A 26,165-nucleotide genomic window follows, 5' to 3' on the forward strand; every position below is an offset into this window, starting at 1 on the left:
CCCCGGCTGGCTGCACTTCTACAATCAGCACAGACGCCACTCCGCAATCGGAGCCGCACCCTTCAGCAGACTCAACAACCTGCCTGGACATCACAGCTAGGCGAAGGACTCGGGGGGCGGGCAGGCGCAGACGAGGTTGCGGTCGCCGTAGGCCTGGTCGATGCGGCGCACCGGGGGCCAGTACTTCGAGCGCACCAGGGAACGAACCGGATACACCGCCCGCTCGCGCGAATACGGATGCGGCCAGTCGCCGACCGCGATGGCCTCGGCTGTATGCGGCGCATTCACCAGCGGATTGTCTCCCGCGGGCCACTCCCCTGCGGCCACCGCGTCAGCCTCGGCCTTGATCGCGATCATCGCCTCGATGAACCGCTCGAGCTCACCGAGATCCTCAGACTCGGTCGGCTCGACCATGAGCGTGCCCGCAACGGGGAACGACATCGTCGGCGCGTGGAATCCGTAGTCAATGAGGCGCTTGGCCACGTCATCCACCGTGATCCCGGTCGCCTCCCGCAGGGGGCGCAGGTCAAGGATGCACTCGTGCGCGACGAGCCCGTTCTCTCCCGCGTAGAGCACCGGGTAGTGCTCGCGCAGGCGGGCCGCGATGTAGTTCGCCGCCAAGACCGCGCTGCCGGTCGCCTGACGGAGGCCCTCGGCGCCCATCATCCGCACGTACGCCCACGAGATCGGCAGGATGGATGCCGACCCATACGGCGCACCCGAGACCGGACCCCCGGCAAACACCGCGCCCTCGGCATCCGCCAGCGACGGATGCCGATCCCGCTGCGCCATCGGATGCGAGGGCAGGAACGGCGCGAGGTGCGCCTTCGCGGCCACCGGGCCGACTCCCGGCCCGCCACCACCGTGCGGGATCGCGAAGGTCTTGTGCAGGTTCAGGTGCGACACGTCGCCACCGAGATCACCGAGGCGCGCGTACCCGACGAGCGCGTTGAGGTTCGCGCCGTCGACGTACACCTGGCCGCCTGCCTCGTGCACCGCCGCGGTGATCGCCAGCACCTCGTGCTCGTACACGCCATGCGTTGAGGGATACGTGATCATGAGCGCAGCGAGCGTCTCGGCGTGCTCGGCGATCTTCGCCTGCAGATCGCCGAGATCGACATTTCCGGCCTCATCGCAGGCGACGACCACGACCCGCATCCCGGCGAGCACAGCGGATGCCGCGTTCGTGCCGTGCGCGGATGACGGAATGAGGCACACGGTGCGCTGCTCGTCGCCCCGCGAGCGGTGGTACCCGCGAATCGCGAGCAGGCCCGCGAGCTCGCCCTGAGATCCGGCATTCGGCTGCACCGAGACGGCGTCGTAGCCGGTCACCTCGGCCAGCCACGTCTCAAGCTGATCGATCAGCTCGAGATAGCCCTCGACGTCGGATGCCGGAGCGAACGGATGCATCCGCGCGAACTCGGGCCACGAGACCGCCGCCAGCTCGGTAGCGGCATTGAGCTTCATCGTGCACGAGCCCAGCGGGATCATGCCGCGATCGAGCGCGTAGTCGCGGTCGGCGAGCGTCTTGAGGTACCGCATCATGGCGGTCTCGGACCGGTGCGCGTGGAAGACCTCGTGGGCGAGGTAGGCGTCCGTGCGCCGCAGCCCGTCGGGGTACATGCGCACTGCGGCCAGCGCAGTGAAAGCTGAACCCTCGGGAGATTCCGCCGGTGTCTCCACCGCGCGGATCTCGCCCGCAGCGCCGAACGCCGCGAGCAGATCCGCCTCGATCGACGGATCGGCAGCGCTCACCTCGTCGAGCGAAATCCCGACCGTGGTCTCATCCACGCGTCGCAGCAGGATGCCGAGCCCCGCCGCGGCCGAGACGACGGCATCGGCATCCGCGACCCGCGCGTGGATCGTGTCGAAGAAGTGCTCCGTCAGCACCTCGACGCCGCGCGCGCGCAGCGATCCGGCGACCAGGGCGGTCTTCGCGTGCACGCCCTGAGCGATCCGCTTCAGTCCCTCCGGACCGTGATACACGGCATACATCGCCGCCATGACGGCCAACAACACCTGCGCGGTGCAGATGTTGGACGTCGCCTTCTCACGACGGATGTGCTGCTCGCGCGTCTGCAGCGACAGCCGGTACGCGGGGCGACCGTCGGCATCCACCGATACGCCGACCAGGCGCCCCGGCAGCTGCCGTTCGAGTCCCGCGCACACCGCGAGGTATCCGGCGTGGGGTCCGCCGAAGCCCATCGGCACCCCGAAGCGCTGCGTCGTCCCGACTGCCACATCGGCGCCGAGCGAGCCGGGCGAGCGCAGCAGCGTCAGAGCGAGCAGGTCGGCGGCCACCACGGCAAGCCCGCCATGAGCGTGGATCGCCGCAATCGCCTCGCTCGGATCTCCCACCCGGCCCGATGCGCCGGGGTACTGGATGAATCCGCCGAAGGCCTCGGGAAGCACCTCGGGCTCATCGAAGGACACGACCCGGATGTCTATCCCGAGAGCTTCGGCCCGGTGCCGCAGCAGCGCGATCGTCTGCGGGAGCGCATCAGCGTCGACGAGGAACACACTCGAGGCGCTCTTCGACGCGCGGCGGGCGAGCAGCATCCCTTCGACCACGGCTGTCGACTCATCCAGCATCGAGGCGCCAGCGGTCGCCATACCCGTGAGATCGGTCACCATCGTCTGGAAGGTGATCAGCGCCTCGAGTCTGCCCTGCGAGATCTCGGGCTGGTATGGCGTGTAGGCGGTGTACCACGAGGGGTTCTCGAAGACATTCCGCGCGATGACGGCGGGAGTGACTGTGTCGTAGTACCCGAGCCCGATTAGCGAGCGCGAGACGCGGTTGCGCGAGGCGAGCGCCCGCAGCTCCCCGAGCGCCTCCGCCTCGGTCGCGGCGTGCGGAATGCGCGATCCGTCCCGCGGAGCAGCGTGAATGGATGCCGGAACCGCCGCCTCGACGAGCGCATCGACGCTCTCGTAGCCGAGCGCATCGAGCATGGTGCGCTGGGCAGCGGCGTCGGTTCCGATGTGACGCTCGGCGAAGGATCCGACGATCATGCAGCGCCGCCGGTCAGGGCGACGTAGGCGTCACGGTCCAAGAGCGCATCGATGTCGGCGGGCGTGACTTTGAGCTTCATGAGCCAGCCCGCACCGAACGGGTCGGAGTTCACGACAGACGGGTCATCAACTGCCTCATGGTTGACGGCGAGGACCTCACCGTCAACGGGCGCGAACAGCTCACCGACCGACTTGGTCGACTCGATCTCGCCGCAGACCTGGCCGGCTGACACGCCGTCGCCGACGCCCGGCAGCTCGAGGAAGACGACATCACCGAGCTTGTCGGCGGCGTAATCGGTGATCCCGATCACGGCTTCATCGCCCTCCAGGCGCAGCCACTCGTGCTCGGCGGTGTACTTCAGGGTCGTCAGGTCGGTCATGTCGTCCTCCGGTAAAAGGGCAGGGTCGTTACGGATGCAGGAATGAGGGTGCCGCGCACGTCGATCGCCAGTTCGGTGCCGGGCGCGGAAACAGTGGGATCGACAAACGCCAGAGCGATCGGATGCCCGAGGGTTGGGCTCAGCGCGCCGGAGGTGATCTCACCGACGACGGGGGCACCGTCGACCGACGGAGCAACGACGGTGTAGCCGGCACGTCCGGCGCGGCGGCCCTCAGACACGAGTCCGACGAGCACGCGGCTGTCGGCATCCGAGGCCTGTGGAGCCCGCTTCCCCACGAAATCCGGCTTGCCGTCGGCGACGCTGCGCGCAAGCCCCGCCTGGGCGGGAGCCGTCTCGAGCGAGAGCTCGTGGCCGTAGAGCGGCATGCCGGCTTCGAGCCGCAGGGTGTCGCGGGCCGCGAGGCCCGCGGGTACGAGGCCGCGCGGCGCTCCCGCGGCCAGCAGGGCGTCCCAGAGGGCTCCCGCTGCGCGATGGGGCACGAGCAGTTCGAAACCGTCCTCACCGGTGTAGCCGGTGCGGGCGATGAAAAGCGGCGCGCCAGCGAAGGATCCGGCAGCCCAGGCGTAATAGCCAAGGTCCGCGAGCGCGGGCGAAACGCCTTCGATGCCGGATGTTGCCGTCACGATCTCCTGCGCCGCGGGGCCCTGCACGGCAACGAGCGCGAACTGGTCGGTCACGTCCTCGATCTGTGCCGTATCGGAGACGCCCGGGATGACCGCGAACGACGTGACGCCGCGGTCGATCCTCGGCTCCGCGAGGAAGGATGCCGCAACCGGCGCCCGCGCGGCGCGGAGCGCGAACGCGTCGGCAACGGCATCCCGGTTGCCGGCGTTGGCGATGACGAGATACCGGTCGTCGGCGATGCGGTAGACGATGACGTCGTCGATGATGCCGCCGTTTTCGGTCAGCACGAGCGAGTACTTCGCCTTGCCGACCCGCATGCCCGAGTGATCGCCCGAGAGCGCGTAGTCGAGGAACGCGCCGCTGTGCTCTCCCGTGACCAGGAACTCGGCCATGTGTGAGATGTCGAACAGGCCGGCTGCCTGCCGCACCGCGTGGTGCTCGGCGAGGTCGGATGCGTAGCGCACCGGCATCTGCCAGCCGCCGAAGTCTGTGAACGCGGCCCCGAGCGCGACGTGTCGATCGTGGAGCGGCGAGCGTTTCGGTTCAGCGGCCGCCTGTGCGGTATCTGGTGGTGCGGGGTGTGACATGAGTTCTCCCGGTCGTCGGACGGGGGACGCCCTTCGGCGCCCGTGAACTCCCCCTCTGTCTGTGGCCTGAGAGTTTCGCGCGGCATCCGAGTGAACCGGATGCTGTGCTTTCACCGTCGGCGGCCGCCACCCGATGCATGGGTGATGACGCTTTCCAGAGTGGCCGGACGTGCGCGGTACGCGGACCTGAGAGATTGGCGGGGAGGCTTGCTCCTTCGGTGCCCGGTGTGACCCGGGGCTCTCCCGCACCCGTCATGTGGCCGGATCTTCAGTTGCGCGGCCAGCATATCCCAGCGCCCGGGTCCCGCCAGCCGGCGCGCCTCAGGGCGTGCAGGAACCCGTCGAGACCGGCTCGGCCAGAGCGGGAGCTTGCGCAGCCAACGGGGCGAGCACATCCGAGGTCACCGCGTACCCGACATCCGTTCCGTCATCGGCCCGGGCGAACACGACACCGGCCGCCTCCCCGCCTGCGGTCAGCACGGGACCCCCGGAGTTCCCCGGTGCAACGCGGGCATCGAGCGCGTAGATCTCGCGGCTCACGGTCGCGGTGTCGTAGATGTCGGGGACCTGCGCGGTTCCCACCGACCGCACTGACGCCTGCCCCAGCGTGAACGGGCCGCCATAGGGATAGCCGGCAACCGCCGCGGTATCGCCCGCACGCAGCGGTGCGACGACGGGCAGTACCGCAACATCCTCGGTCTCCACGGCGATGACGGCGAGATCCTGGTTGGGGTCGAACCAGACGACGCGGCCCGCCTGCGCGATGCGCCCCGGCAGCTCGACGACGATCTGCTCCATCCCGGCCACGACGTGCGCGTTGGTGATGACGCGGTCATCGGCGATGACGAAACCCGATCCGGTCATGCCCCGCGAGCATGAGAATGCGGTTCCCGAGATGCGAGCCACCGACTGGGCGGCTGCGCTCAGGGCGGGGTCATCCAGCGCCACCGGCGGGGCTGTCGGTGCCGCGGCGGGAAGATCCAGCAGCGTCCCCATCCGGGGCAGGGCGTCCACGAAGACCGTCTGCCGCAGCTGCGCGAGGGCAGCGCTCACCGGTGGCGGCGTCAGCGCATCGATCGTGGCGAGGACGCGGGAGGACGAGGTCGCGGCAGTGACCAGCGGCACACCTGAGATAGCGGCGCTCTGGGCGACCAGCGAGAGCGACAGGGCGGTGGCGACGACAGCGACGACCCCGCCCAGCAGACGGTCGATCACGTGAAGGCGCAGTTTTTCGGCTCCGCGCCTGAGGGCACTGCCGACCGCGCCCCCAGCTATCGCACCGCCGACGAGCAGCACCACGACCCCGGCGATGAGCACCGGCCCGCGCCAGTCCGATTCGGGCAGCAGCGGCGCGACGACCGGCAAGAGCCACCAGACCGCCACACCGCCGACGGCAAGGCCTACCGCCGAGCCGAGGATCGCCAGCACGCCGCTCCCGATTCCCCACGCGAGCGCGCCGAGCAGCAGGATCACGACGAGAACGTCGGTGAGGATGCCGAGGACCACAGATCCAGTCTGTCGACCGATCCGCCGACCAACCTGGGGGTTTTCTTCCAGCCCGCCCGAGTTGCGGTTCTGGTCATGGTGACTCTACGATCGACTCCGTAGTTAGAGTCACCATGACACAAACCATCCTCGCTCCCGACACGCCGCGCGCAGCATCCACCGATGCCATCCGCGTCGCGGTGTCGACCGTAATTTTCACGGTCCGCCGCGACCCCGGAGACGGGTCGGGGCGCCTCATGATGCCGCTCGTGCGTCGAACCCGCGAACCCTATGAGTGCCTGTGGGCACTGCCCGGTGGGTGGCTCGACGCAGGCGAAGGCCTGGATGCCGCGGCCTCCCGCACCCTCTCCGAAACGACGGGTCTGACGCCGAGCTATCTGGAGCAGCTGTACGCGTTCGGGGCCGTCGACCGCTCCCCCACCCGCGTCGTGTCGATCGTCTACTGGGCACTCCTGCGCGCCGACGACGTTGACACCCAGCGCGCCGCCCACGAGGCAGCGGGCGATGCTCCCGAGAACGTCGCCTGGTTCGACGCGAACGCGCCGGGCACTCTCGCCTTCGATCACAACGAGATCGTGTCGTACGCCCTGTGGCGCCTGCGCAACAAGGTCGGCTACAGCCGCATCGCGCACGGCCTGCTCTCGGACCTGTTCACACTGGCCGACCTTCGCGAGGTCTACGAGGCGATCCTGGATCGGCGACTCGATCCCGCGAACTTCCGACGCCAGGTCGAGAACTCCGGAAACCTCATCCCCACCGACCGGTTCCGCACCGGCAGCCATCGTCCCGCCCGCCTCTACCGCTACAACCAGGATGTCGAACTCGCCGACCGGGGCCCGCTGAGCGCCGCGCGGCCGGGCGGCATCCGCACCTCCTCGCCCGAATCGAGCACCTCATGACAGCTGTCAACATCGCCCTCGCCCCGCGCCCCATCGATCCGTCGGTCGACCACGAGATCCACGGCATCGTCTCGGGGTCGCTGCAGGGCGAGACCTGCAACACCGACCTGGCGACGGCACCGTGGAGCTTCGACACGGTGCCGGGCTACGGGCCTGGAGCATCCGAGGGCGATGTCATCCCGACCGGTGCACCGCGTCAGGGCGAGCTCCCGCGGGAGTACCGCGAGGCCACAGAAGACGAGCTGGACGCCCGGATCATCGCGGCGAAGAAGACCCTCGGCGACCGCGTCGTCGTGCTCGGACACTTCTACCAGCGCGAAGAGGTCGTGCGGCACGCCGACTACGTGGGCGACTCGTTCCAACTCGCCAACGCCGCGAAAGCACGCACGGATGCCGAGGCCATCGTGTTCTGCGGCGTGCACTTCATGGCTGAGACCGCAGACCTGCTCTCCGGACCCGATCAGGCGGTCATCCTGCCCAACCTCTCGGCCGGATGCTCGATGGCCGACATGGCTTCGATCGACGAGGTCGAGCAGGCGTGGGAGGAGCTCGCCGACATCTACGGCGACCTCGATACCCCGGATGTCGAGGGCCTGCTGCCGGTGATCCCGGTGACCTACATGAACTCCTCGGCGGCGATCAAGGGGTTCGTGGGCCGCCACCACGGAATCGTGTGCACCTCCTCGAACGCGCGGACCGTGCTGGAGTGGGCCTTCGAGCGGGGCCGGCGCGTGCTGTTCTTCCCCGACCAGCATCTCGGCCGCAACACCGCGAAGGCCATGGGCGTGCCGCTCGAGCAGATGCCGATGTGGAACCCCCGCAAGCCCCTGGGCGGCAACGACGACACGACTCTGGATGCCGCGCGCGTCATCCTGTGGCACGGATTCTGCTCGGTGCACCGCCGCTTCTCGGTCGCTCAGATCGACAAGGCCCGCGCTGAGCACCCCGGCGTCCGTGTCATCGTGCACCCCGAGTGCCCCATGGAGGTTGTCGACGCAGCTGACGAAGCCGGCTCGACCGACTACATCCGTAAGGCGATCGAGGCCGCGACCGAGCCGACGACGTTCGCTATCGGCACGGAAGTGAACCTGGTGCAGCGCCTCGCGGCCGAGCATCCACAGCACGAGATCTTCTGCCTCGATCCCGTCGTCTGCCCATGCTCGACGATGTATCGCATCCACCCTGGCTACCTCGCGTGGGTGCTGGAGTCGCTCGTTGCCGGCGAGGTCGTCAACCGCATCACGGTTCCGGCCAACGTAGCCGACCCAGCCCGCGTCGCTCTCGAGCGGATGCTGGCAGCTAAGCCCCCGGCAGCCCCCGCTGCAGCCTGGGAGCAGGCGTCATGACATCCGCACCGCGCGTGATCGTCGTTGGCAGCGGGATTGCGGGCCTCACCGTTGCCCTGCACGCCGCAGCCGGCGGATGCCTCGTAACGGTGGTGACCAAAAACGTGCTGGAGCACGCCAACACGCGCTACGCGCAGGGCGGGATTGCCGGAGTCATGTTCCCCGACGACCGGGTCGAAGACCACATCCGCGACACCCTGGTCGCCGGCGCCGGACTCGGTGATGAGGCAGCGGTGCGAGTACTTGCGACCGAGGGACCGGAGCGGATCCGTGAGCTTGTCGCGCTCGGCGTCGCGTTCGATCGCGACGAGCACGGTGAGTTCCGCAAGGGTCTCGAGGCCGCGCACTCCTACCCCCGCATCCTGCACTCGGGAGGCGATGCGACCGGAACTGAAATCGAGCGCGCTCTGGTCACCGCCGTGCGCGCAACGGCGGCGACGGTCATCGAGCACGCGTTCCTGGTCGACCTCATCGTCGAGGAGGGTCGGGTGCGCGGCATCCGGATTCTGCGCGACGCCCGTGACGGAAACGCGGGGACGCCCGACGAGCTGCGCGCCGATGCCGTCGTTCTGGCAACGGGGGGCATCGGCGAGCTGTTCGCGCACTCGACGAACCCCGCGGTAGCGACCGGTGACGGGATCGCTGCGGCGATTCGGGCGGGAGCCGCTGTCGCTGACCTCGAGTTCGTGCAGTTCCACCCGACAGTCCTCGCGGCCGGCGACGCGTTCCTCGTCTCCGAGGCGGTGCGCGGCGAAGGCGCAACGCTCATCGATGAGGACGGTCACCGCTTCGTGTTCGACGACCATCCCGACGGTGAGCTCGCGCCGCGGGATGTCGTCGCCCGCGCGATAGCCCGGGTCATGAGGCAGCAGGACGGACGCCCCGTGCTGCTGGATGCCACGGCCATCCCCGCGACGGATGCCGATGCCCGCGCCGCGTGGCTGAGGAAACGCTTCCCAACGATCGACGCCGCGATGCGTGAGCGGGGCCTCGATTGGGCACGCGTTCCCGTGCCGGTGACGCCTGCCGCCCACTACCTCATGGGTGGCATCGTCACCGACCTCGAGGGGCGCTCCTCGCGTCCCGGGCTCTACGCCGTCGGCGAGGCCGCCCGCACCGGCGTCCACGGGGCGAACCGTCTCGCATCGAACTCGCTCCTGGAGGGAGCGGTCTTCGGCGCCCGCGCCGGGGATGCTATCGCGACGGATGTCGCATCCGGCCTATGGCCCGCGCAAGCACGCGACGACATCAACCCCGCTCCGTCCGTGGGCGTGACCGGAAGTCTGGCGGTCCCCTCGCCGGCCTTCTCGCGCGCCGCGCTTCAGGACCTCATGTGGGAGAACGCGTCGCTGGTGCGAGACGAGGAGGGGCTCGCCCGCGCCGCCAGCGTCATCGACACCTGGCGAGCGCAGGAGCGCTCTCCGCGGACCGAGCGCGAGTACGAAGACGAGAATCTGTTGCTTGTCGCCGAGCAGGTCGCGGCGGCTGCGCGTGCTCGGAAGTCTTCGGCCGGTGCCCACTTCCGCCGCGACGCCGAGCTGGCGGCGGTGCGCTGATGCTGACCCGCGCCGAGATCGACCGGGTGGTAGCTGCGGCCCTCGCCGAAGACGCACCGTGGGGCGACGTGACAGCGGAGGCCTTCGTCCCGGCATCCGCCCGCGCCCGCGCCGAGCTCGTCGCGAGGGAGGACGGAACCTTCAGCGGCGGAGAGGTGTTCGCCGCAGCTTTCGCGCTGACGGATGCCGCAATAGCCGTGACTGTGCACCGAGCCGACGGTGAGACGTTCTCGGCAGGCGACGTGCTCGCCACCGTCGAGGGTCCCGCCCGCGGCGTTCTCACCGCCGAGCGCGTCGGACTCAACTTCGCCCAGCGGATGTCGGGAATCGCCACCTCTACCTCGCACTATGTCGAGGCGGTCGCGGGAACCGGCGCACGGATTGCCGACACCCGCAAGACGACCCCGGGGCTGCGCGCGTTCGAGCGCCACGCGGTGCGTAGCGGCGGAGGCCACAATCATCGGCATTCCCTCTCGGACGCCGTGATGGTCAAAGACAATCACCTCGCTGTCCTGGCAGCTTCGGGAGTGTCCCCCACGGAGGCTCTCCGCGCGGGGATCACAAGCGTTCCCCACACCATGCGCGTCGAGGTGGAGGTCGACCGTGTCGATCAGATTCCCGCGGTGCTCGCGGCAGGGGTCGACATCATCATGCTCGACAACTTCTCGCTCGACGAGCTTCGGGCGGGAGTCGAGCTGATCGCGGGCCGGGCCGTCGTCGAGGCATCCGGCGGCGTCTCCCTCGACACCGTCGGGGCGATCGCTGCGACCGGTGTCGACGTGGTCTCGGTCGGAGCCTTGACGCACTCGGCCCCCGCGATCGACCTGGGCCTGGACATCCAGATCGAGTCGGGCACCGGCGGGTCGTGAGCGTCAGCTACCTCGACAACGCCGCAACCACGCCGGTGCGTCGGGAGGTGCTGGAGGCGATGACCCCGTACCTCACGTCGCACTACGGCAACCCGTCGAGCCACCACACCATCGGCGAGCAGGCAGCTCGCGCCCTGGCCGATGCCCGGGCGCGGGTCGCCGCTGTCCTCGGCCTGCGGACCACGGACGTGATCTTCACGTCGGGGGCAACCGAGGCGAACAACCTCGCGATCAAGGGCGTCGGGATAGCAGCGCAGCAGCGGCGGGGCGCCCGGCACGTGGTGACCACCCCGATCGAGCACGAGTCGGTGCTTGCCTCTGTCGACTACCTGACGCGCATCCACGGATTCGAAGCGACCCTCGTGCCGGTCGACGCCACCGGCCGGGTTGATCCGGATGCCGTGGCAGCGGCCATCCGTGACGACACCGCGATCGTCAGCGTCGGCTACGCCAACAATGAGATCGGCACGGTTCAGGATGTCGCGGGTCTGCTCACTGCCGTCGGCGGGCACGTGCCCCTACACCTGGATGCCGTCCAGGCGGCCGGATGGCTGCCCCTGGCCGGCCTCGGTGCCGACGCGCTCTCGATCGCCGGCCACAAGATCGGTGCACCCAAGGGCATCGGTGTGCTCGGCATCCGATCCCGCATCCCCCTGGAACCCGTGCTGCACGGCGGGGGGCAGGAGCGGGAGCGGCGCAGCGGCACCGAGAACGTCGCCGGAGCTGTGGGCCTCGCGCGCGCACTCGAACTCGCGGATGCAGAGCGCAGCGACGCTGCCGAGCGCGTGGCTGCCCTGCGCGACGACCTGATCGCGGGAGTGCTCGATCGGGTGCCGATCGCGCGGCTCACCGGGCATCCGGAGTACCGGCTTCCCGGGACGGCGAGTTTCACGTTCGCGGGGGTGAACGGCGAGACCGTGCTGCTCGAGCTCGAGCGGCGGGGAATGGTCACATCGAGCGGCTCGGCCTGCGCAGCCGGGAGCGAGGAGGCCTCGCACGTGCTGCTCGCTCTGGGTGTCGCACCGGACGAAGCCCGCACCGCGGTGCGCGTCACGCTCGGACACCACGCCGCCGGCTCGGTCGCGCCAATCGTCGAGGCCATCGAGGCAGCTGTTGCCGCCGTAGGATCCGGGGTATGACCGACCCGGCGATCACCGTCATCGTTCCGGGTCTGGATGTCGCACCGTACGTGCCGGCAGCGCTCGATTCCCTTCGAAACCAGACCCGCGGCGACTGGCGTGCGATTCTCATCGATGACGGCTCGGCCGATGAGACCGGTGAGCTCTTCGAGCGCGCAGCCGTCCGCGATGAACGGTTCCGGGCCCTGAGGCTGCCCCGCGCGCGGGGACTGGGGGCGGCGAGGAACGCCGGACTGGATCTTGTCACGACGCCCTTCGTGGGGTTCCTTGACGCTGACGACGAGTTCACACCGTCAGCGCTCGAGCGCATGATCGGCACGCTGGAACACACCGGAAGTGACTTCGTCATCGGAGCCTACACACGGCTGCGGCCCCAGCCCGACGGCTCGTACCTCGACGGGCCGATACAGCCGTGGGTTGCCGCTGCAACAGCACCCGAGCGGCATCGGGTGACGCTGGACGAGCACCCGGCGGCGACGGGCAGCATCGTCGCGTGGGCGAAGGTGAGCCGGGCGCGGGTGTGGGATGACCTCCGCTTTCCCGAGGGTCGGCTCTACGAGGATCAGGTCGTTGCGCAGCGGATGCTGGTGTCGGCATCCACCTTCGACACGATCCCCGACGGCGTCGTGCGGTGGCGGATGCGGCCCGACGGATCGTCGATCACCCAGCGTGAGGCCGAGCTTGCCGTGCTACACGATTGCCTCGACGCGATGGCAGAAGGACTCGACGTGCTAGCCGGCCACGAGGAAGCGCTCCGCGCCCGCATCAGCCTCATCCGTGACATGGACGTGCCACGTTTGCGCACGATCGCCGACAGCCACCCCGACCCTCGCTATCGCAAAGCGCTGAATACCTTCGAGGCGAGGCTCGAGGACCGGTTGAGCTGAGGTACCGTCAGCGGGCCTCGGGGTCTGTCGCGATGTTTGCGTGCAACCAGTCGCACCACACCGACACGACGTGCCAGGCCGCACGGATCTCATCCAGAGCGTCCGGCGTCCACATCCAGCCGTCAGGTTGCTCTTCTCGCCCAATGGCCAGGTGGCGAAGCCGCAGCAGATCGATGCGCGGGTGATCGACAGAGAATCCCCGAGGCGCGGTGCGCAGCTCGTCGTCGCGCATCGGCTCGAAGCCCCCAGCGCGAACCTCGGCGAGGGTGGCCTCGAGATCGGGCGCCGTCCTGGCATCATCGACAAGCGACCGGAACGCCGCCAGCTGTGAGGGCGAGGGCTGGTACATCCCGCCGCCGATCAGCAGCCCGGATGCCGACAGCTGCAGGTAGTGCGCGGCTGAAGCGCGAGTGACGAGGCCGATCTGGAGCTTGTAGGGCGACTTGTCGGCGCTGAAGCGCACGTCACGATACGGGCGGAAGATCTTCACAGTGCCGAACTCCGGTTCGAGTTCCTCAGCCAAGGCCTCGAACGGACCGGCGACGTTCTCGGCGAAGCGCGACTTCTGGCTCTGCCACCACTCCTTGGTGTTGTTGACCGCCAACTCATCGAAGAAGGCCAGGGCATCAGGATTCAGGCCGTCGAAGCTCACGCCTGGAGCATAACCCCGGGCGGTGACACCGGTAGGCTGTGACCATGACTGCGAACGACGGCGCCGGCACTGGACACGAAGACCTGGACGCGCTTCGCAAGGAGATCGACGAGCTGAAGTCGATCCCCGAGGAGCAGCTGATCTCCCCCGCCCCGGCCGACCTGCTCGACCGGGAGCCCACGCCGCACCCGACCAATGCGATCGGGTCCGAGCAGCGGGACAAGTCGGTGGACGAAGAGACGCTCGACGACTGAGTCCGGCTCCGACCAGGACGAGTTTCTTCCGCTCAGCGGGAATCGAATGTCGGTTCCCGCCGTTATCGTGAACGTCGCCACCTCGCGTGGCTCTCGTGCGCCCGCTCTCGGCGTCCCCTCCCCTTTTCGACTCCGACGACACGCGCCCTGATAGTGAGGACCCGCCCGTGGCAGCGACCAATGTAAACCCGCAGACCGGCTCGATCCCGGTCATCCCTGCAGGCCCCGACTCCGCGACGCCCGTCCCGGGGCTGAACCTGCGCCCCGAGGAGAGCCGGATCATCTGGCTCCTCCTGTCTGCGGCTTTCGTCGCGATCCTCAACGAGACCACGATGGGCGTCGCGATCCCTCACCTCATCGTGGATCTCGGCATCACCGCGGTCGCCGCCCAGTGGCTGACGACGGCATTCATGCTCACGATGGCGGTGGTCATCCCGATCAGCGGCTTCCTCCTGCAGCGCTTCACGACCCGGCAGGTCTTCCTCGCAGCGATGACGCTCTTCTCGACCGGAACAGCCGTGGCTTTCATTGCGCCCGGCTTCGAGATCCTCCTCGTCGCCCGCGTCATCCAGGCCTCGGGCACCGCGATCATGATGCCGCTGCTCATGACGACGCTCATGACCATCGTGCCGCCGCATGCGCGTGGCCGCATGATGGGGCGGGTCAGCATTGTCATCGCGCTCGCTCCGGCGATCGGCCCGTCCCTGTCGGGACTCATCCTCGATTCCCTGGGGTGGCACTGGATCTTCGGCATCGTCCTGCCGATCGCAATCGCAGCTCTCGTGGCCGGCGCGATCTGGATCCGCAATCTCGGCGAAACCACCCGCGCACCGATCGATGTGCTGTCTGTGATCCTGTCGGCGTTCGGATTCGGTGGCCTCGTCTATGGCCTGAGCCAGATCGGCGGCGCGGCAAGTCACGGCGGATCGCAGACCGACGCCGCAGCTGAAGCCGGGTCCACGATGACCCTGGTGATTGCGATTGCGGTGGGCGTCGTCGCGCTCGCGCTGTTCGTGTGGCGTCAGCTCGTGCTGCAGCGCAAGGATGACGCGCTGATGGACCTGCGCGTGTTCCGTTCCCTGAACTTCTCCCTGTCTATTGCCCAGATGGGCGTCCTCTCGATGGCGTTCTTCGGGGCGATCACGGTACTTCCGCTCTACCTCAGCCAGGCTGTGGGTGCGACGGCGCTGGAAAGTGGTCTCCTGCTGCTGCCGGGTTCGCTCGCCATGGGCTTCGCCGGGCCGATCGTGGGCCGCATCTACGACGCATCGGGCACCCGCGTACTGCTGGTTCCCGGCGCCATCCTCGCTGTCGCCTCGCTCTGGGCGTACGCGAGCTACGGCGCCGACACCTCCATCTGGGTCATCCTCGTCACCCAGATCGTGCTGTCGCTGGGTCTCGCGCTCTCGTTCACGCCACTGTTCACGGCGTCGCTCGCCTCGCTCCAGCCGCGGTTCTACTCCTACGGATCGGCGGTCCTCGGCACCGTGCAGCAGGTCGCAGGCGCTGCGGGCGTGGCTGTCATGGTCACGACGATGTCCGCGATTGCGGCTTCTGCCGTCGAAGCGGGACTCCCGGCCAACGAGGCAGCCGCGGCCGGGGCACGCGGCGCGTTCCTCGTGTCGGCGATCGTTGCGCTGCCGATCCTCGTCGGGGCCTTCATCATCCGCAAGCCGGCTGACCAGCCTGAGGGAGTTGTCCCCGCGCACTGAGCGCGCGAGCGAGAAGGTTCGTGCCGCTGCGATCAGCGGTTGTCGATCGTGCCCAGATCCTCCGCTCCAGTGAGCTCGCGCTCATCCTCGGGCACCGGCACGAGCGCGATAGGAACGCCGGGTGTCAAGAGCAGGAACGCCTCCCGACGCATCCCCTCGCCGTCGTTGACCCGGAGCCACTGCGGAGCGCTCAACATTCCGTCGAGAACCTCCTGACGGACGTCGTCGAACTCTCGCCCACCGACGCTGTAGAGCTCGCCGCCGTAGACGATGTCAATGCGCTTCATTATTGCCTCCGGGCACCGGGTCGCCTTCCCTGGGTTCAGGCACGACGTAAAGGCCAGACGGGGAGTTCGCCGTGAACGCGAGGGCTTCCACCCATGCCATGTTCAGCTGCGGACGACGTCCACCGTAGAACTTGTAGACGAGCGAGCACCGCGGGTGGACCCACACTGTTGTTCGGCCATCACCAATGCTCGCATCGTCCTTCCAGGTGAAGTGAAACGCCTCGTTCCGCCTCAGCTTCGTCCCGATCACGACCTGCAAGTGCGCCAACGTCCGATCGTCGAAGTCGACCTTGACGGTGCCGTCGTAGATGAACTTTCCCATTCCGCTCTTTCTCCCCTGTGTGGGCACTCCCCGAGTCGCCGGGAAACCCCGTAGTGCGGGTCTCCGTATGATTGCAGACCCCCAGTCAGTATGCGACCACATCTACCGCGATCGTGTCGACAGCGTGCGTGCCGGTGCCAGCCGCACATCAGCACCTACGGTGCGTGCGCTCGTTGCGTTACCTCCGTCGGCCTTCGTGGTCAAGTCCCTGCCCGGAGCGCACCGCAGCTTCTAGCATCGCGCTCGTGACTTCACACGACACACCCCAGGACCCCCGCACCGCTCACACGACTGCTGACTTCCCGATGCAGGAACAGGCGCAGCCCGGGCTCGAAACCGAGATGGGACCCCGTCCCGACCATGGCGAGGGAACGTACGTAGGTCACGGCCGACTTGCGGGCAGGCGTGCTTTGATCACAGGCGGAGACTCCGGAATCGGTCGCGCGGTGGCGATCGCCTTCGCGCGCGAAGGAGCGGACGTTGCGATTGCCTCGTTGCCGGAGGAGCACGAGGATGCGGAAAAGACGGTGTCCCTCATCCGTGACTCGGGGGTGCGCTCAGCCTCCTTCAGCGGAGATGTCCGTGACGAAGCCTTCGCCGAGAGGATCGTCGCCGACACCGTCGCGGAGTTCGGCGGAATCGACATCCTTGTACTGAACGCCGCGTATCAGCGCGACCGCGACAGCCTCGCCGATCTGGAAACTGCCGAGTTCGACCGGGTCTTTCGCACCAACCTGTACGGCATGCTGTTCTCCGCGCGCGCTGCGATGCCGCACCTCGGCGCAGGGTCGGCGATCATCGTCACGGCGTCGATTCAGGCTTTCGATCCGTCCCCCGGTCTCGTGGACTATGCCATGACAAAGGCGGCCCAGGTCGCGTTTGTCCGCGCGACGGCCCAGGATCTGGGTCCGCGCGGCATCCGTATCAATGCTGTCGCGCCCGGTCCGATCTGGACGCCCCTGATCCCGGCCACCGACTTCGATGAGGAGAAGCTCACGACGTTCGGAAGCGACACTCCCCTCGGCCGCGCCGGGCAACCGGCGGAGCTGGCCGGGATGTATGTGTATCTCGCGAGCGACGAAGCCTCATACGTGTCCGGTGGCGTCTTCCCGGTCACCGGAGGTCGCGCGCTGTAACTAGCCCCTTAAGCATCCAGAGAAGGGAGACACCGGTGCCTGGACGTCGGAACTCGAGCCTGAAAGACCCGGAGCTGTACGAGGAGCTCCGGGACGACGGAGCATCCAAGGAGAAAGCCGCGCGCATCTCGAATGCAGCGGCAAACCGCGGTCGGTCGACCGTCGGTCGCAAGGGTGGCGAATCGGGCAGCTACGAGGACTGGACTGTCGATGAACTAAAGAAGCGGGCGAAGGAGCTGGGGCTGTCTGGCTATTCGTCGATGCGCAAGAAGGAACTCATCGACGCGCTGCGGAACCACTGAGGTTCGGGATGACTTTGACAATTCCTCCGAGCACGGCAGCCAGCAGCGACACGAGCTCTGTCAGCAGCACACCGAACACGGTGACAACTGCCGCGAGGACGCCTGCCCAGATTCCAGCGGTTCTCAGAGCCTTCATGCACTCAGGCTAATGCGTCAGCGGCAATGGCGGGCGTGGCAAGGTCAGAGCTCCAGCGGCCACGGGTCATCCGGCGGGCCGCCTCGACCGCCGTCGAGGCGCATCCTGCGGCGGTGGATCTCTTCGATCGACGCAGGGTCGGGCTCCATGGTGGCCTCTCCGGGCACCGACTCGACAATGAGCGCGGCTGCCTCATTCAGGAGCATTGTCACCGTGACGCGATGTCCCTCTGCGTTCGTTGCCGGCACTGTCACTGCATCGGCCGTCCGGTGCTCGCTCAGGATCCGGGCGTAGTCGATGAGGGCATTGGCGGTGTCATCGTGCATGAACAGAGACCTACCGGCGTAGTGCACATGCTTCATGTGGGCAACCTAAGCCCGCGCGTCGTTGACCACGACCCTCTTGACATCCCGGCTCGGATGGTCAGAATTCCCGCCGAGCATTGCATCGCTTGGAAATCGTGGCGGCTGTTCACATGGCCAGGCGTCTGAGGATGAGGTCCATGACCCGGTCCGGGAGCAGGCGACGTGCGGCCACAACGACCTTGGCCGACGCCGGAGTCGCATATCGGGTCTTCGGCCGCCACACTGTCGCCGCGTGCACGATCGTGGCCGCGACATCCTCCGGGGTCCCGGAAGCCGCCGAGCCGTCGACGCGCTCGTAGTTGCGGACGAGGGCTCGGGCCTGCTCGGCATACGGGCCGGCGCCCGAGTACTCCTGCGCGCTGCGGCGCGAGATCGTATTCCATTCGGTTCGGATCGGCCCAGGCTGGATGATGACGACGTCGATCCCGTGCGGGGCAAGCTCGATCCGCAGCGAGTCTGAGAGGCCTTCGACCGCGAACTTCGTGGCGTGATACCAGGAGCCGATGGGCTCGTAGATGCGCCCGCCGATGGACGAGACGTTGATGATGCGGCCGCGCCGGAGAGCGCGCATCGTCGGGATCACGAGCTGGGTGAGCCGCGCCAACCCGAAGACGTTGACCTCGAACTGACGACGGGCCTCGTCGATGGGAACATCCTCGAGTGCGCCGTAAGACCCGTATCCGGCGTTGTTGACGAGCACATCCAGACGGCGCTGGTCTTGGATGATACGGTCGACGCCAGCGCGCAGGGATGCGTCATCCGTCACATCCATCTCGATCACGTGGCATCCGGATGCCTCGAGCTCCTGCATTCGGTCGACCCGCCGCGCTGCGCCGTAAACGATCCAGCCACGCGCGGCGAGCGCGAGTGCTGTTGCGTGACCGATCCCTGAGGAAGCGCCGGTGATGAGGACGACGGGGCGTGGCTTCGGGCTCATGCCCCTAGTCCATCACGCCCCGCGGCGCGCAGGTCCGGATGTCGGAGGCCCGACCTAGCCTGCAAGGCATACCGAGAGCGTGCCCCTCTCCCGATGGAACAGGAGCACGTTCATGACTACGCACAACTCTTCCGCTGCAGCGACTCCAGCGGCGTTTGACGACCTCGTCCTCACCTGCTGCCACATCCGCGAGGGCGAGCGCCCCGTCGGATTCGTCTCGCATGACTCGCTCGGATGGGTCTTCACGTGTGGCCGGGGCGACCACTGGACCGACTGCTGGGGTATGGCACACGCCTATCACTTCACGGACGCCGACGTCTCGCTCGTTCTGCTCGGCGCACTCGGTGTCGGCGGGCAGGCTGCGCGCTTCGCCGCAGATCACGCCTGGCTGACCCTTCCCAACTTCGAGGCAAGCGAGAGCGTGCCAGGTCAGTCCCAGTCGAGGTAGTCCTCGATGGGCCAGGCCGTCTCCCCGACGTGGGTCAACGGGAACAGGTCGCGCGCACCCTCGATCGTGACGAGGCTGATCCGCTCGGGAGCGCTCGCCGCCAGCGCCTGCCCGTTCGCCGGCGGCGCCACCTCATCGTCGGCTCCCTGGATGATCAGGATGGGGATACTCGGCGGAATCTCGAGCGCGGCGATCACTGGCGTGGCGGTGCGCGCGGCGCTCTGCATGGCGACGAGGTCGGCCTTGCGGGCGTTCTCGGGCACCTCGGACTCAGCGGATGCCGCGGCACCCTCGGTCCCTTCAACACCGAGAAGCAGGAGCCCACCGAATCGCCCAGGGTGCTCGAGCGCGGCGACACGTGCGACGGTGCCGCCGAAGCCGTGTCCGCCGACCCAGGAGAAAGCGAGGCCGAGGTGATCCATCACGTCGATGACGTCGCGAGCGAGATCGTGCATCGTCGGCCCGATCCCCGACTGCGGACGACGGCTGCCGATGCGTACGACGTGGAAGTCTTCCTCGGCGAGCGCTTCGGCAAGTGGCCCGAGGTACCCGATGTTGAGTCCCTGCCCCGGCAACAGTACGAGAGACGGGCCGTTGCGGCGGTCGTCGGCGTACGGGATCGCTCGCCCCTCGGGTTCGAACGTCTCGATCTCAGCCATTGCGTTTCGTCCTCTCGCATCTGGTCAGGAGTTGGCAACCGCTCCGGGAGCGATCACAGCCAGGCCCGCGGTGCGCGCAGCCTCGCCTAGCCTGCGGTCGTAGGTGAGCACGGCATCCACATCCAGACGTATCGCCGCCTCCAGATGCAGAGCATCAAGTGTGCGCAGGTACGGCATCGGCAACAGCCCGGCAGATCGGTAGATCGCACGATCGAGCGCCGCGAGCGAGACCCCGTCGAGGATCTGGCTCACCTTGGCCTGGTCGCGTCCTTCTCTGAGGGCGATGCGGCGAAGCTCCGTCTCGAGCAGGTCGCTCGAGACCAGCTGCATCGGAGTTTCATCAAGCCACCGCACGAGCGCTGGCGTTTCAGGCTGAGCAACCAGGAGCGCCCCCAACGCTGACGTGTCTGCGTAGACGAGGGATACGTCAGTCAAGCGCGATCCTCGCGCAGTTCATCAAGAATCCGAGCCATCGGAGCGTCACTTGCGGTCGGCTCGGGCGCCAGCGCAGCCCAGCCGGCAGTCCTCCTGGCAGGCCGCACGATCAACAGCGTCGGCGCAGGTGCGTCAAGTGGGACGATGCGTCCAACCGCAACTCCACGGTTTGTCAGCACGAAGGACTGCCCCTCCGCCACCTCACGAAGAACGCGACCCGACTCGTTTCTCAGCTCGCGCTGGGAGAGTGTCTCGATCTGGTTCTCGCTCGCGCTCACGAACCGAGCGTAGCACTCGCGCTACAGACGCCGACTCAGTTGTTGAACCCGAACTCCACGACGTGCCCCGGGGTTAGATCTCTGGAAACGCCTCGAGTACTTCGCCCCGTTCGCCGATCTCGTCAAGCTCGCCCTCAATCTCATAGAGAGCGTTGTACACAATGTCCAATAGGCCGTACGGATCCCGCCAGCTCCGGCCAACTCTGGTTGCGAACCTGGCCAGGATCTCGATCGCGTCATCCGCAACCTGGCGGGACTCCTCCATATGCATATTCGTACCGCGATGAGCCGAGCGAACTCATGCAACCTTAGGCGCGTACACGCGACGATGGTGGAACCAGCCGCTCACCTGCTGCGTGCTAGTTGTTGAAGCGGAACTCCACGACGTCGCCGTCCTGCATGACGTAGTCCTTGCCTTCGAGCCGCGCCTTGCCGCGAGCGCGGGCTTCGAGCACCGAACCCGCGTCGACGAGATCGTCGAACGAGATGACCTCGGCCTTGATGAAGCCCTTCTCGAAATCGGTGTGGATGACGCCGGCGGCCTGGGGCGCCTTCCATCCCTTACCGATCGTCCACGCACGGGCCTCCTTCGGGCCGGCGGTGAGGTAGGTCTGCAGGCCGAGAGTGTCGAATCCGATCCGGGCGAGCTGGTCGAGGCCCGACTCGTCCTGGCCGGTCGAGGCGAGAAGTTCCGCAGCATCCTCGGGGTCGAGGTCGATGAGCTCGGACTCGATCTTCGCGTCGAGGAACACTGCCTGCGCGGGAGCGACGAGCGCCGCGAGGTTCGCCTTGGCGTCGGCATCCGTCAACACAGACTCGTCCACGTTGAACACGAAGATGAACGGCTTGGCAGTCAACAGACCGAGCTCGCGAATCGGGGCCAGATCGATTCCGGATGCTGACAGCAGCGTCCCGCGCTCGAGCGCGTCTTTCGCGGCGAGCGCTGTCTCGAGCACGACCGGGTCGAGCTTCTTGCCCTTGACCTCTTTCTCGTACCGCGTGATCGCCTTCTCCAGCGTCTGCAGGTCAGCGAGCTGCAGCTCGGCGTTGATGGTCTCCATGTCGCTCTTGGGGTCGACGGCGCCGTCGACGTGCACGACATCCGAGTCAGCGAAACCGCGAACGACCTGGGCGATGGCGTCTGCCTCGCGGATGTTGGCGAGGAACTGGTTGCCCAGGCCCTCCCCTTCGGAGGCGCCGCGGACGATGCCGGCGATGTCGACGAACGAGACGCTGGCCGGAAGAATCCGCTCGGAGCCGAAGATTCCGGCGAGGGTGTTCAAGCGCGGGTCAGGGAGGTTGACGACCCCGACGTTCGGCTCGATCGTCGCGAACGGGTAGTTAGCCGCGAGCACCTGGTTCTTGGTGAGGGCGTTGAAGAGGGTCGACTTGCCGACATTCGGGAGTCCGACGATTCCGATGGTAAGAGCCACGGGGGTCCAGTCTACGGGGGCGGCGCCGTCTCGCCCCGGCGCGCCTCGGGGGCGATGTCGGATGGGCAGGCGATGCTGAAGCCGTGTCACTGGATTTCACCGCAATCGACTTCGAAACGGCGAATTCCAGCAATGCCTCAGCGTGCGCCGTCGGCCTCGCTCGCGTGCGTGATGGGCAGATCGTCGAGAAGGCGGGGTGGCTCATCCGCCCGCCATTCCCCCACGACCGCTTCTTCGAGATCAACACCCGCATCCACGGCATCCGCGAACAGGATGTCGTCAATGCACAGACCTGGGCGGAGCAGCTTCCCGACCTGTGCGCGTTCATCGGCGATGACGTGGCGATCGCCCACAACGCCGGATTCGACATGAGCGTCATCCGCCGCGCCTGCGAGGCAACCGGAACCGCATGCCCCGATCTGACCTACGCGTGCACGGTGCAGATCTCGCGCCGCACGTACGACATCCCGTCGCACCGCCTCCCCGCCGCGGCCGCGGCTGCGGGATACGCGGGCTTCGTGCACCACGAGGCTGTCGCGGATGCCGTGGCCTGCGCGCACATCGCCATCGACGCAGCCCGCCGCGCGGGCGCATCCGACATCACATCGCTCGCCGAAACACTCGGGGTCCGGCTCGGACGCCTCGAGGGATTCGCCGCAGTAGCCGAGACGATCTTCGCCTGACAGGCCACTCTCGCGCCGGTCGCGGCGCGGTGATCTCGCGATGTCGGTGGCCCGCGGCATCCTGACGGCATGGACGCATTATTGGTGTCGGGAATCATCCTCGGGAGCCTCGCCGCAGGACTCATCGCGGGCTGGGCGTTCGGCGCGGCGGGCGCTCGGGCGCGATCGATGGCTCAGCTGGCCACCGTGCGCGAGCAGCTTGCCGCGACCACCGCCGCACACGAGGCGACGCTCGCGCAGCTCGCCCAGCAGAAGGAGTGGTATCGCGACCTTGTCGCCCAGACCCGCTCCGACCAGGCAGCCCGCGAGGAACGCGAGCGACGGGAACAATCAGTGCTCCGCGCCCTCGAACCGGTGCGCGAGACGCTGCAGTCAATGCAGATGACGGTCGCCGAGCTCGAACGCGAACGACAGAACCAGTACGGCACGATCGCCGAGCAGCTGCGGCGAGCTCAGCAGTCCGACGAGGCCCTGCGTGCCACAACCGAGAGCCTCGCCAGCGCCCTCCGCTCCGGCAGCACGCGCGGCGTGTGGGGCGAGACGCAGCTGCGCCGGGTCGTCGAGGCCGCCGGGCTCACGCGGCATGTCGATTTCGACATCCAATCGACGATCGAGACGGATGCCGGTGCCGGCCGCCCCGACATGATCATTCGCCTGCCGGGAGATAAGGCCATTGCCGTTGACGCCAAGGTGCCCCTTGACGCGTATCTGGAGGCGGCGGCAGTACCCGAGACCGCGGTCGGCGCCGAAGCCGCATCCCGCCGTGCGCTGATGGATAAGCACGTGAAGGCCATGCGCGCGCACGTCGACGCCCTGGCGAAGAAGACGTACTGGGCAGGTTTATCGTCGAGCCCCGAGTTTGTGATCTGCTTCGTGCCGAGCGAGTCGCTGCTGTCGACGGCACTGGATGCCGACCCCACGTTGCTCGATTACGCCTTCGGGCGACGCGTCGCGCTGGCGTCACCGGTCAACCTGTGGGCAGTGTTGAAGACCGTCGCCTACACCTGGACCCAGCAGGATGTCACCGCGGATGCCCGGCGCCTGTTCGATCTCGGCAATGAACTCTTCACGCGGCTCGGCGGCCTCGCATCGCACGCCAACGACCTGCGCCGGTCGATCGAACGGACTGTCGAGTCCTTCAACCGCTTCGCCGGAACCCTCGAGTCACGCGTGCTCGTGACGGCGAGGAAGTTTCCCGGAATCGACGACACGAAACTGGATGCCGTCACGGGCCCAGCATCAATCGAGTCAACACCCCGTCACCTGACAGCGTTCGAGCTCCTGGAACCGGAGCCGGGGCACGACGCAGGCGGAGCTTCGGCGACGGCCGAGGTCGATCCGGCCGGTCGCATCACGGCCGATCTCGGTGACGTCCGGGGTCGTATTCAGTCGCCTACGCGCCGCCCGGAATGAGGCTCAGCAGCGCGACAACCGTGCCCGACACCAAGATGAACGCCCCGATCGACCACCACACCGAGGGTTGGTGTCCCACGGGACGACGAACACGGAACAGCACGTCCGGTCGTCGTGCGGGATCGCTGGCATCGGCGATCACTGCCTGAGCACCGGTGTGCGGTCCCGTTCGGGGATTCCGGTCTTCGCTCGGTGGTGTCGACATGGCGTCACTCCTCGCTTCCGTTCGGACTCCTCCGATTCTGCCAGAGGTCCACGCCGAGGCTGCCTCACCGCGCCCGGGAAGCAATGCCGTCCGTCAACGCAACGTGGTGCTTCCGGGCCTCAGAGCCACTTCGATACGAGGTGCTCGGACGAGATCCGACGCAGCGTCCCCGATGCTCCGCGGAGCACGACGCTCTCGGTGTAGACGTACCCACCCTCACGCCGAACCCCGGCGACAAGCTCGCCGTTTGTCACGCCCGTGGCGACGAAGATCGTGTTGTTACCCCGAACCATGTCGTCGGCTTCGTAGATGTGTCCGTCGACCTTGAGGCCCGCATCGATCGCTCGCTGCGCCTCGTCGTCATTGCGAGGCCAGAGCCGCCCCTGGATGTGGCCGCCTAGCGCCTTGATCGCGCACGCCGTGACGATTCCCTCGGGGCTGCCTCCGATACCCACGCACATGTCGGTACGCGCGTTGTGGCGGGCCGCATTGATCCCGCCCGCGACATCGCCGTCACTCATGAGGCGCGTGCCGGCCCCAGCTTCCCGGATCTCCGCGATGAGCTTGTCGTGACGGGGACGGTTCAGGACCGAGACGACAATCTCGTCGACTGGCTTTCCCAGCGCCTTCGCGAGCAGACGGATGTTCTCGCCGATCGGGAGGCGGATGTCGACCACACCGACACCGGCGGGTCCGGTCACGAGCTTGTCCATGTAGAAGACCGACGAGGCGTCGAGCATCGTGCCGTGATCCGAAACGGCAAGGACGGAGAGCGCGTTGTTGCGGCCCTCCGCCGTCAGCGACGTCCCATCGATCGGGTCGACCGCAACATCGCACTTCGGCCCTCGCCCGTTTCCGACGCTTTCGCCGTTGAAGAGCATGGGGGCGTCATCCTTCTCGCCCTCGCCAATGACGATGGTGCCGTCGAAGCTCACGGTCGTGAGGAATGCGCGCATCGCGTCAACCGCTGCCCCGTCGGCGGCCTCTTTGGCGCCGCGACCGATGAACGGCACTGACCGGATCGCCGCAGCCTCGGTCGCACGGACCAGCTCGAGAGCCAGGTTCCGGTCGGGATGCAAGGGGCTCATGTCTGCGGTCAGGCTCACCATGATTTCACCCTAGCCACGCAGGCCGCCTCGCCCGCCGACTTACCCGCTCGCGTTCCGACAAGAATCAAGATTCTTGTCGGAACAGCAATCAGGGGCGAACGGCCGGCGCCGTCGTCGCATCGAAGTGTTGCGAGACCAACAGAATCCCCCCAGACGAGTTCGCCGAGTTCGCCAGGTCCTCGATCCATTCACGACTGAGCTGCGGCGATTCCGGCTCATCGAAGACGAATCTCAGCGGAATCGACGGATGCAGCCACAGGGTGGTGCGGCCGGGTGCCTGGTCGTCTGGGTGCTGCCACGACACCGTGAAACTCTCGCCGCGACGCAGCTTCGTGGCGATCACCACTTTGAGATGCGCAAGCGCGAGGTCATCGATGTAGATCGGGGTCGCCGATCCCCCGTAATAGACAGTTCCCATGTGCGCAACCCTACGTGCCGGGCCGTGAATAACGGCCGACATGGCAGAACCTTCATGTTCGGGTTACAGGTCGCCCCTCCGCCGGGGAATCTCACGGCCGACCGTCTCGGCGCGCGCTGACACGCTTCGCTAGAGTGACGGTGAACCCCCACCGA

At 67.5% G+C, this 26,165-nt stretch carries 31 protein-coding genes and 1 riboswitch; of the genes, 13 read left to right on the forward strand and 18 right to left on the reverse strand.

Features of this window, described 5'->3' with window-relative positions:
• Window positions 1-96: 96 nt before the first annotated feature.
• The 4 genes from gcvP to AB0O89_RS09240 all read right to left on the reverse strand — a co-directional run bounded on the left by gcvP (window position 97) and on the right by AB0O89_RS09240 (window position 6,130).
• Window positions 97-3,012, reverse strand: coding sequence for an aminomethyl-transferring glycine dehydrogenase (gene gcvP / locus AB0O89_RS09225; protein WP_363496640.1), 2,916 nt, complete (start codon window positions 3,010-3,012; stop codon window positions 97-99).
• A complete protein-coding gene (gene gcvH, locus AB0O89_RS09230) occupies window positions 3,009-3,392 on the reverse strand; it encodes a glycine cleavage system protein GcvH (RefSeq protein ID WP_363496643.1) in 384 nt (127 codons plus the stop codon). The genes gcvP and gcvH overlap by 4 nt, the downstream gene beginning before the upstream one ends.
• The gene (locus AB0O89_RS09235; RefSeq protein ID WP_363496646.1) at window positions 3,389-4,624 is read right to left on the reverse strand and encodes a glycine cleavage system aminomethyltransferase GcvT; all 1,236 of its coding nucleotides are present in this window, start codon (window positions 4,622-4,624) and stop codon (window positions 3,389-3,391) included. The genes gcvH and AB0O89_RS09235 overlap by 4 nt, the downstream gene beginning before the upstream one ends.
• A gap of 164 nt (window positions 4,625-4,788) precedes the next feature.
• Window positions 4,789-4,880: riboswitch (glycine riboswitch) on the reverse strand.
• 65 nt (window positions 4,881-4,945) lie between these two features.
• Complete coding sequence (locus AB0O89_RS09240; protein ID WP_363496649.1) at window positions 4,946-6,130, reverse strand: MarP family serine protease; 1,185 nt, start codon at window positions 6,128-6,130, stop codon at window positions 4,946-4,948.
• A 113-nt stretch (window positions 6,131-6,243) separates the two neighbouring features.
• On the opposite strand from AB0O89_RS09240, the gene AB0O89_RS09245 reads away from it, so the two are divergent.
• The 6 genes from AB0O89_RS09245 to AB0O89_RS09270 are packed head-to-tail and all read left to right on the forward strand — an operon-like array spanning window position 6,244 to window position 12,826.
• Window positions 6,244-7,029: an NUDIX domain-containing protein gene (locus AB0O89_RS09245; protein ID WP_363496652.1), complete on the forward strand. Its 786-nt coding sequence runs from the start codon at window positions 6,244-6,246 to the stop codon at window positions 7,027-7,029.
• The gene (nadA, locus tag AB0O89_RS09250; RefSeq protein WP_363496655.1) at window positions 7,026-8,375 is read left to right on the forward strand and encodes a quinolinate synthase NadA; all 1,350 of its coding nucleotides are present in this window, start codon (window positions 7,026-7,028) and stop codon (window positions 8,373-8,375) included. The genes AB0O89_RS09245 and nadA overlap by 4 nt, the downstream gene beginning before the upstream one ends.
• A complete protein-coding gene (gene nadB, locus AB0O89_RS09255) occupies window positions 8,372-9,931 on the forward strand; it encodes an L-aspartate oxidase (RefSeq protein ID WP_363496658.1) in 1,560 nt (519 codons plus the stop codon). The genes nadA and nadB overlap by 4 nt, the downstream gene beginning before the upstream one ends.
• Window positions 9,931-10,800 carry a carboxylating nicotinate-nucleotide diphosphorylase gene (gene nadC / locus AB0O89_RS09260; protein WP_363496661.1) on the forward strand — a complete coding sequence of 290 codons (870 nt, stop codon included), beginning with the start codon at window positions 9,931-9,933 and terminating at the stop codon, window positions 10,798-10,800. Before nadB ends, nadC begins: the two co-directional genes overlap by 1 nt.
• Complete coding sequence (locus AB0O89_RS09265) at window positions 10,797-11,939, forward strand: cysteine desulfurase family protein (RefSeq protein ID WP_363496664.1); 1,143 nt, start codon at window positions 10,797-10,799, stop codon at window positions 11,937-11,939. The genes nadC and AB0O89_RS09265 overlap by 4 nt, the downstream gene beginning before the upstream one ends.
• Complete coding sequence (locus AB0O89_RS09270; protein WP_363496667.1) at window positions 11,936-12,826, forward strand: glycosyltransferase family 2 protein; 891 nt, start codon at window positions 11,936-11,938, stop codon at window positions 12,824-12,826. Before AB0O89_RS09265 ends, AB0O89_RS09270 begins: the two co-directional genes overlap by 4 nt.
• 7 nt (window positions 12,827-12,833) lie before the next feature.
• Here the strand turns inward: AB0O89_RS09270 and AB0O89_RS09275 are convergent, their stop codons facing one another.
• A complete protein-coding gene (locus tag AB0O89_RS09275) occupies window positions 12,834-13,478 on the reverse strand; it encodes a DUF2461 domain-containing protein (protein WP_363496670.1) in 645 nt (214 codons plus the stop codon).
• Between the two features lie 44 nt (window positions 13,479-13,522).
• Here AB0O89_RS09275 and AB0O89_RS09280 point away from each other — a divergent pair, with 44 nt between their 5' ends.
• Both AB0O89_RS09280 and AB0O89_RS09285 read left to right on the forward strand, forming a co-directional pair.
• Window positions 13,523-13,732, forward strand: coding sequence for a hypothetical protein (locus AB0O89_RS09280; protein ID WP_363496673.1), 210 nt, complete (start codon window positions 13,523-13,525; stop codon window positions 13,730-13,732).
• Window positions 13,733-13,899: 167 nt separating this feature from the next.
• A complete protein-coding gene (locus AB0O89_RS09285) occupies window positions 13,900-15,444 on the forward strand; it encodes a DHA2 family efflux MFS transporter permease subunit (protein ID WP_363496676.1) in 1,545 nt (514 codons plus the stop codon).
• A 32-nt stretch (window positions 15,445-15,476) separates the two neighbouring features.
• Here the strand turns inward: AB0O89_RS09285 and AB0O89_RS09290 are convergent, their stop codons facing one another.
• Window positions 15,477-15,731 (reverse strand): hypothetical protein, encoded by a 255-nt coding sequence (locus AB0O89_RS09290; RefSeq protein WP_300592971.1) that lies wholly within the window; start codon window positions 15,729-15,731, stop codon window positions 15,477-15,479.
• On the reverse strand, window positions 15,718-16,053 hold the full coding sequence (locus tag AB0O89_RS09295) for an ATP-dependent DNA ligase (protein WP_300592974.1): 336 nt from the start codon (window positions 16,051-16,053) through the stop codon (window positions 15,718-15,720). The genes AB0O89_RS09290 and AB0O89_RS09295 overlap by 14 nt, the downstream gene beginning before the upstream one ends.
• 305 nt (window positions 16,054-16,358) lie before the next feature.
• Between AB0O89_RS09295 and AB0O89_RS09300 the strand changes: the two genes are divergently transcribed.
• Both AB0O89_RS09300 and AB0O89_RS09305 read left to right on the forward strand, forming a co-directional pair.
• Window positions 16,359-17,189 carry an SDR family oxidoreductase gene (locus AB0O89_RS09300; protein WP_300593091.1) on the forward strand — a complete coding sequence of 277 codons (831 nt, stop codon included), beginning with the start codon at window positions 16,359-16,361 and terminating at the stop codon, window positions 17,187-17,189.
• Window positions 17,190-17,224: 35 nt separating this feature from the next.
• Window positions 17,225-17,491 (forward strand): Rho termination factor N-terminal domain-containing protein, encoded by a 267-nt coding sequence (locus AB0O89_RS09305; RefSeq protein WP_300592977.1) that lies wholly within the window; start codon window positions 17,225-17,227, stop codon window positions 17,489-17,491.
• Here the strand turns inward: AB0O89_RS09305 and AB0O89_RS09310 are convergent.
• The 3 genes from AB0O89_RS09310 to AB0O89_RS09320 all read right to left on the reverse strand — a co-directional run bounded on the left by AB0O89_RS09310 (window position 17,466) and on the right by AB0O89_RS09320 (window position 18,929).
• Window positions 17,466-17,627 (reverse strand): hypothetical protein, encoded by a 162-nt coding sequence (locus AB0O89_RS09310; RefSeq protein ID WP_300592980.1) that lies wholly within the window; start codon window positions 17,625-17,627, stop codon window positions 17,466-17,468. The genes AB0O89_RS09305 and AB0O89_RS09310 overlap by 26 nt on opposite strands.
• Before the next feature lie 44 nt (window positions 17,628-17,671).
• The gene (locus tag AB0O89_RS09315) at window positions 17,672-17,989 is read right to left on the reverse strand and encodes a hypothetical protein (RefSeq protein ID WP_300592983.1); all 318 of its coding nucleotides are present in this window, start codon (window positions 17,987-17,989) and stop codon (window positions 17,672-17,674) included.
• 109 nt (window positions 17,990-18,098) lie between these two features.
• Window positions 18,099-18,929: an oxidoreductase gene (locus AB0O89_RS09320; protein WP_363496681.1), complete on the reverse strand. Its 831-nt coding sequence runs from the start codon at window positions 18,927-18,929 to the stop codon at window positions 18,099-18,101.
• A gap of 112 nt (window positions 18,930-19,041) precedes the next feature.
• Here AB0O89_RS09320 and AB0O89_RS09325 point away from each other — a divergent pair, with 112 nt between their 5' ends.
• Window positions 19,042-19,377: a hypothetical protein gene (locus tag AB0O89_RS09325; protein WP_300592989.1), complete on the forward strand. Its 336-nt coding sequence runs from the start codon at window positions 19,042-19,044 to the stop codon at window positions 19,375-19,377.
• On the opposite strand, the gene AB0O89_RS09330 is transcribed toward AB0O89_RS09325, so the two are convergent.
• The 5 genes from AB0O89_RS09330 to ychF form a co-directional block, all read right to left on the reverse strand.
• The gene (locus AB0O89_RS09330) at window positions 19,359-20,036 is read right to left on the reverse strand and encodes an alpha/beta hydrolase (RefSeq protein WP_363496684.1); all 678 of its coding nucleotides are present in this window, start codon (window positions 20,034-20,036) and stop codon (window positions 19,359-19,361) included. The two genes, AB0O89_RS09325 and AB0O89_RS09330, sit on opposite strands and share 19 nt — an antisense overlap.
• Window positions 20,037-20,060: 24 nt before the next feature.
• The gene (locus AB0O89_RS09335; RefSeq protein ID WP_300592995.1) at window positions 20,061-20,471 is read right to left on the reverse strand and encodes a type II toxin-antitoxin system VapC family toxin; all 411 of its coding nucleotides are present in this window, start codon (window positions 20,469-20,471) and stop codon (window positions 20,061-20,063) included.
• The gene (locus AB0O89_RS09340) at window positions 20,468-20,749 is read right to left on the reverse strand and encodes a type II toxin-antitoxin system prevent-host-death family antitoxin (protein ID WP_300592998.1); all 282 of its coding nucleotides are present in this window, start codon (window positions 20,747-20,749) and stop codon (window positions 20,468-20,470) included. The genes AB0O89_RS09335 and AB0O89_RS09340 overlap by 4 nt, the downstream gene beginning before the upstream one ends.
• 73 nt (window positions 20,750-20,822) lie before the next feature.
• Complete coding sequence (locus tag AB0O89_RS09345; RefSeq protein WP_300593001.1) at window positions 20,823-21,014, reverse strand: hypothetical protein; 192 nt, start codon at window positions 21,012-21,014, stop codon at window positions 20,823-20,825.
• Window positions 21,015-21,108: 94 nt separating this feature from the next.
• Window positions 21,109-22,182, reverse strand: coding sequence for a redox-regulated ATPase YchF (gene ychF / locus AB0O89_RS09350; protein ID WP_363496689.1), 1,074 nt, complete (start codon window positions 22,180-22,182; stop codon window positions 21,109-21,111).
• Window positions 22,183-22,265: 83 nt separating this feature from the next.
• Between ychF and AB0O89_RS09355 the strand changes: the two genes are divergently transcribed.
• Window positions 22,266-22,865 carry a 3'-5' exonuclease gene (locus tag AB0O89_RS09355; protein ID WP_363496692.1) on the forward strand — a complete coding sequence of 200 codons (600 nt, stop codon included), beginning with the start codon at window positions 22,266-22,268 and terminating at the stop codon, window positions 22,863-22,865.
• Window positions 22,866-22,934: 69 nt separating this feature from the next.
• Entirely contained in the window at window positions 22,935-24,278 is a 1,344-nt protein-coding gene (locus AB0O89_RS09360; RefSeq protein ID WP_363496695.1) for a DNA recombination protein RmuC, read from the forward strand.
• Here AB0O89_RS09360 and AB0O89_RS09365 read toward each other — a convergent pair.
• The 3 genes from AB0O89_RS09365 to AB0O89_RS09375 form a co-directional block, all read right to left on the reverse strand.
• Window positions 24,259-24,483, reverse strand: a complete 225-nt coding sequence (locus AB0O89_RS09365) for a UDP-N-acetylmuramyl pentapeptide phosphotransferase (protein WP_292708410.1) — start codon at window positions 24,481-24,483, stop codon at window positions 24,259-24,261. The two genes, AB0O89_RS09360 and AB0O89_RS09365, sit on opposite strands and share 20 nt — an antisense overlap.
• Window positions 24,484-24,602: 119 nt before the next feature.
• On the reverse strand, window positions 24,603-25,592 hold the full coding sequence (glpX, locus tag AB0O89_RS09370) for a class II fructose-bisphosphatase (RefSeq protein ID WP_341579698.1): 990 nt from the start codon (window positions 25,590-25,592) through the stop codon (window positions 24,603-24,605).
• 88 nt (window positions 25,593-25,680) lie between these two features.
• Window positions 25,681-26,010, reverse strand: coding sequence for a hypothetical protein (locus tag AB0O89_RS09375; protein ID WP_363496699.1), 330 nt, complete (start codon window positions 26,008-26,010; stop codon window positions 25,681-25,683).
• Window positions 26,011-26,165 lie beyond the last annotated feature (155 nt).

Source organism: Microbacterium sp. NPDC076895 (assembly GCF_040687115.1).
Taxonomy (GTDB): Bacteria; Actinomycetota; Actinomycetes; order Actinomycetales; family Microbacteriaceae; genus Microbacterium.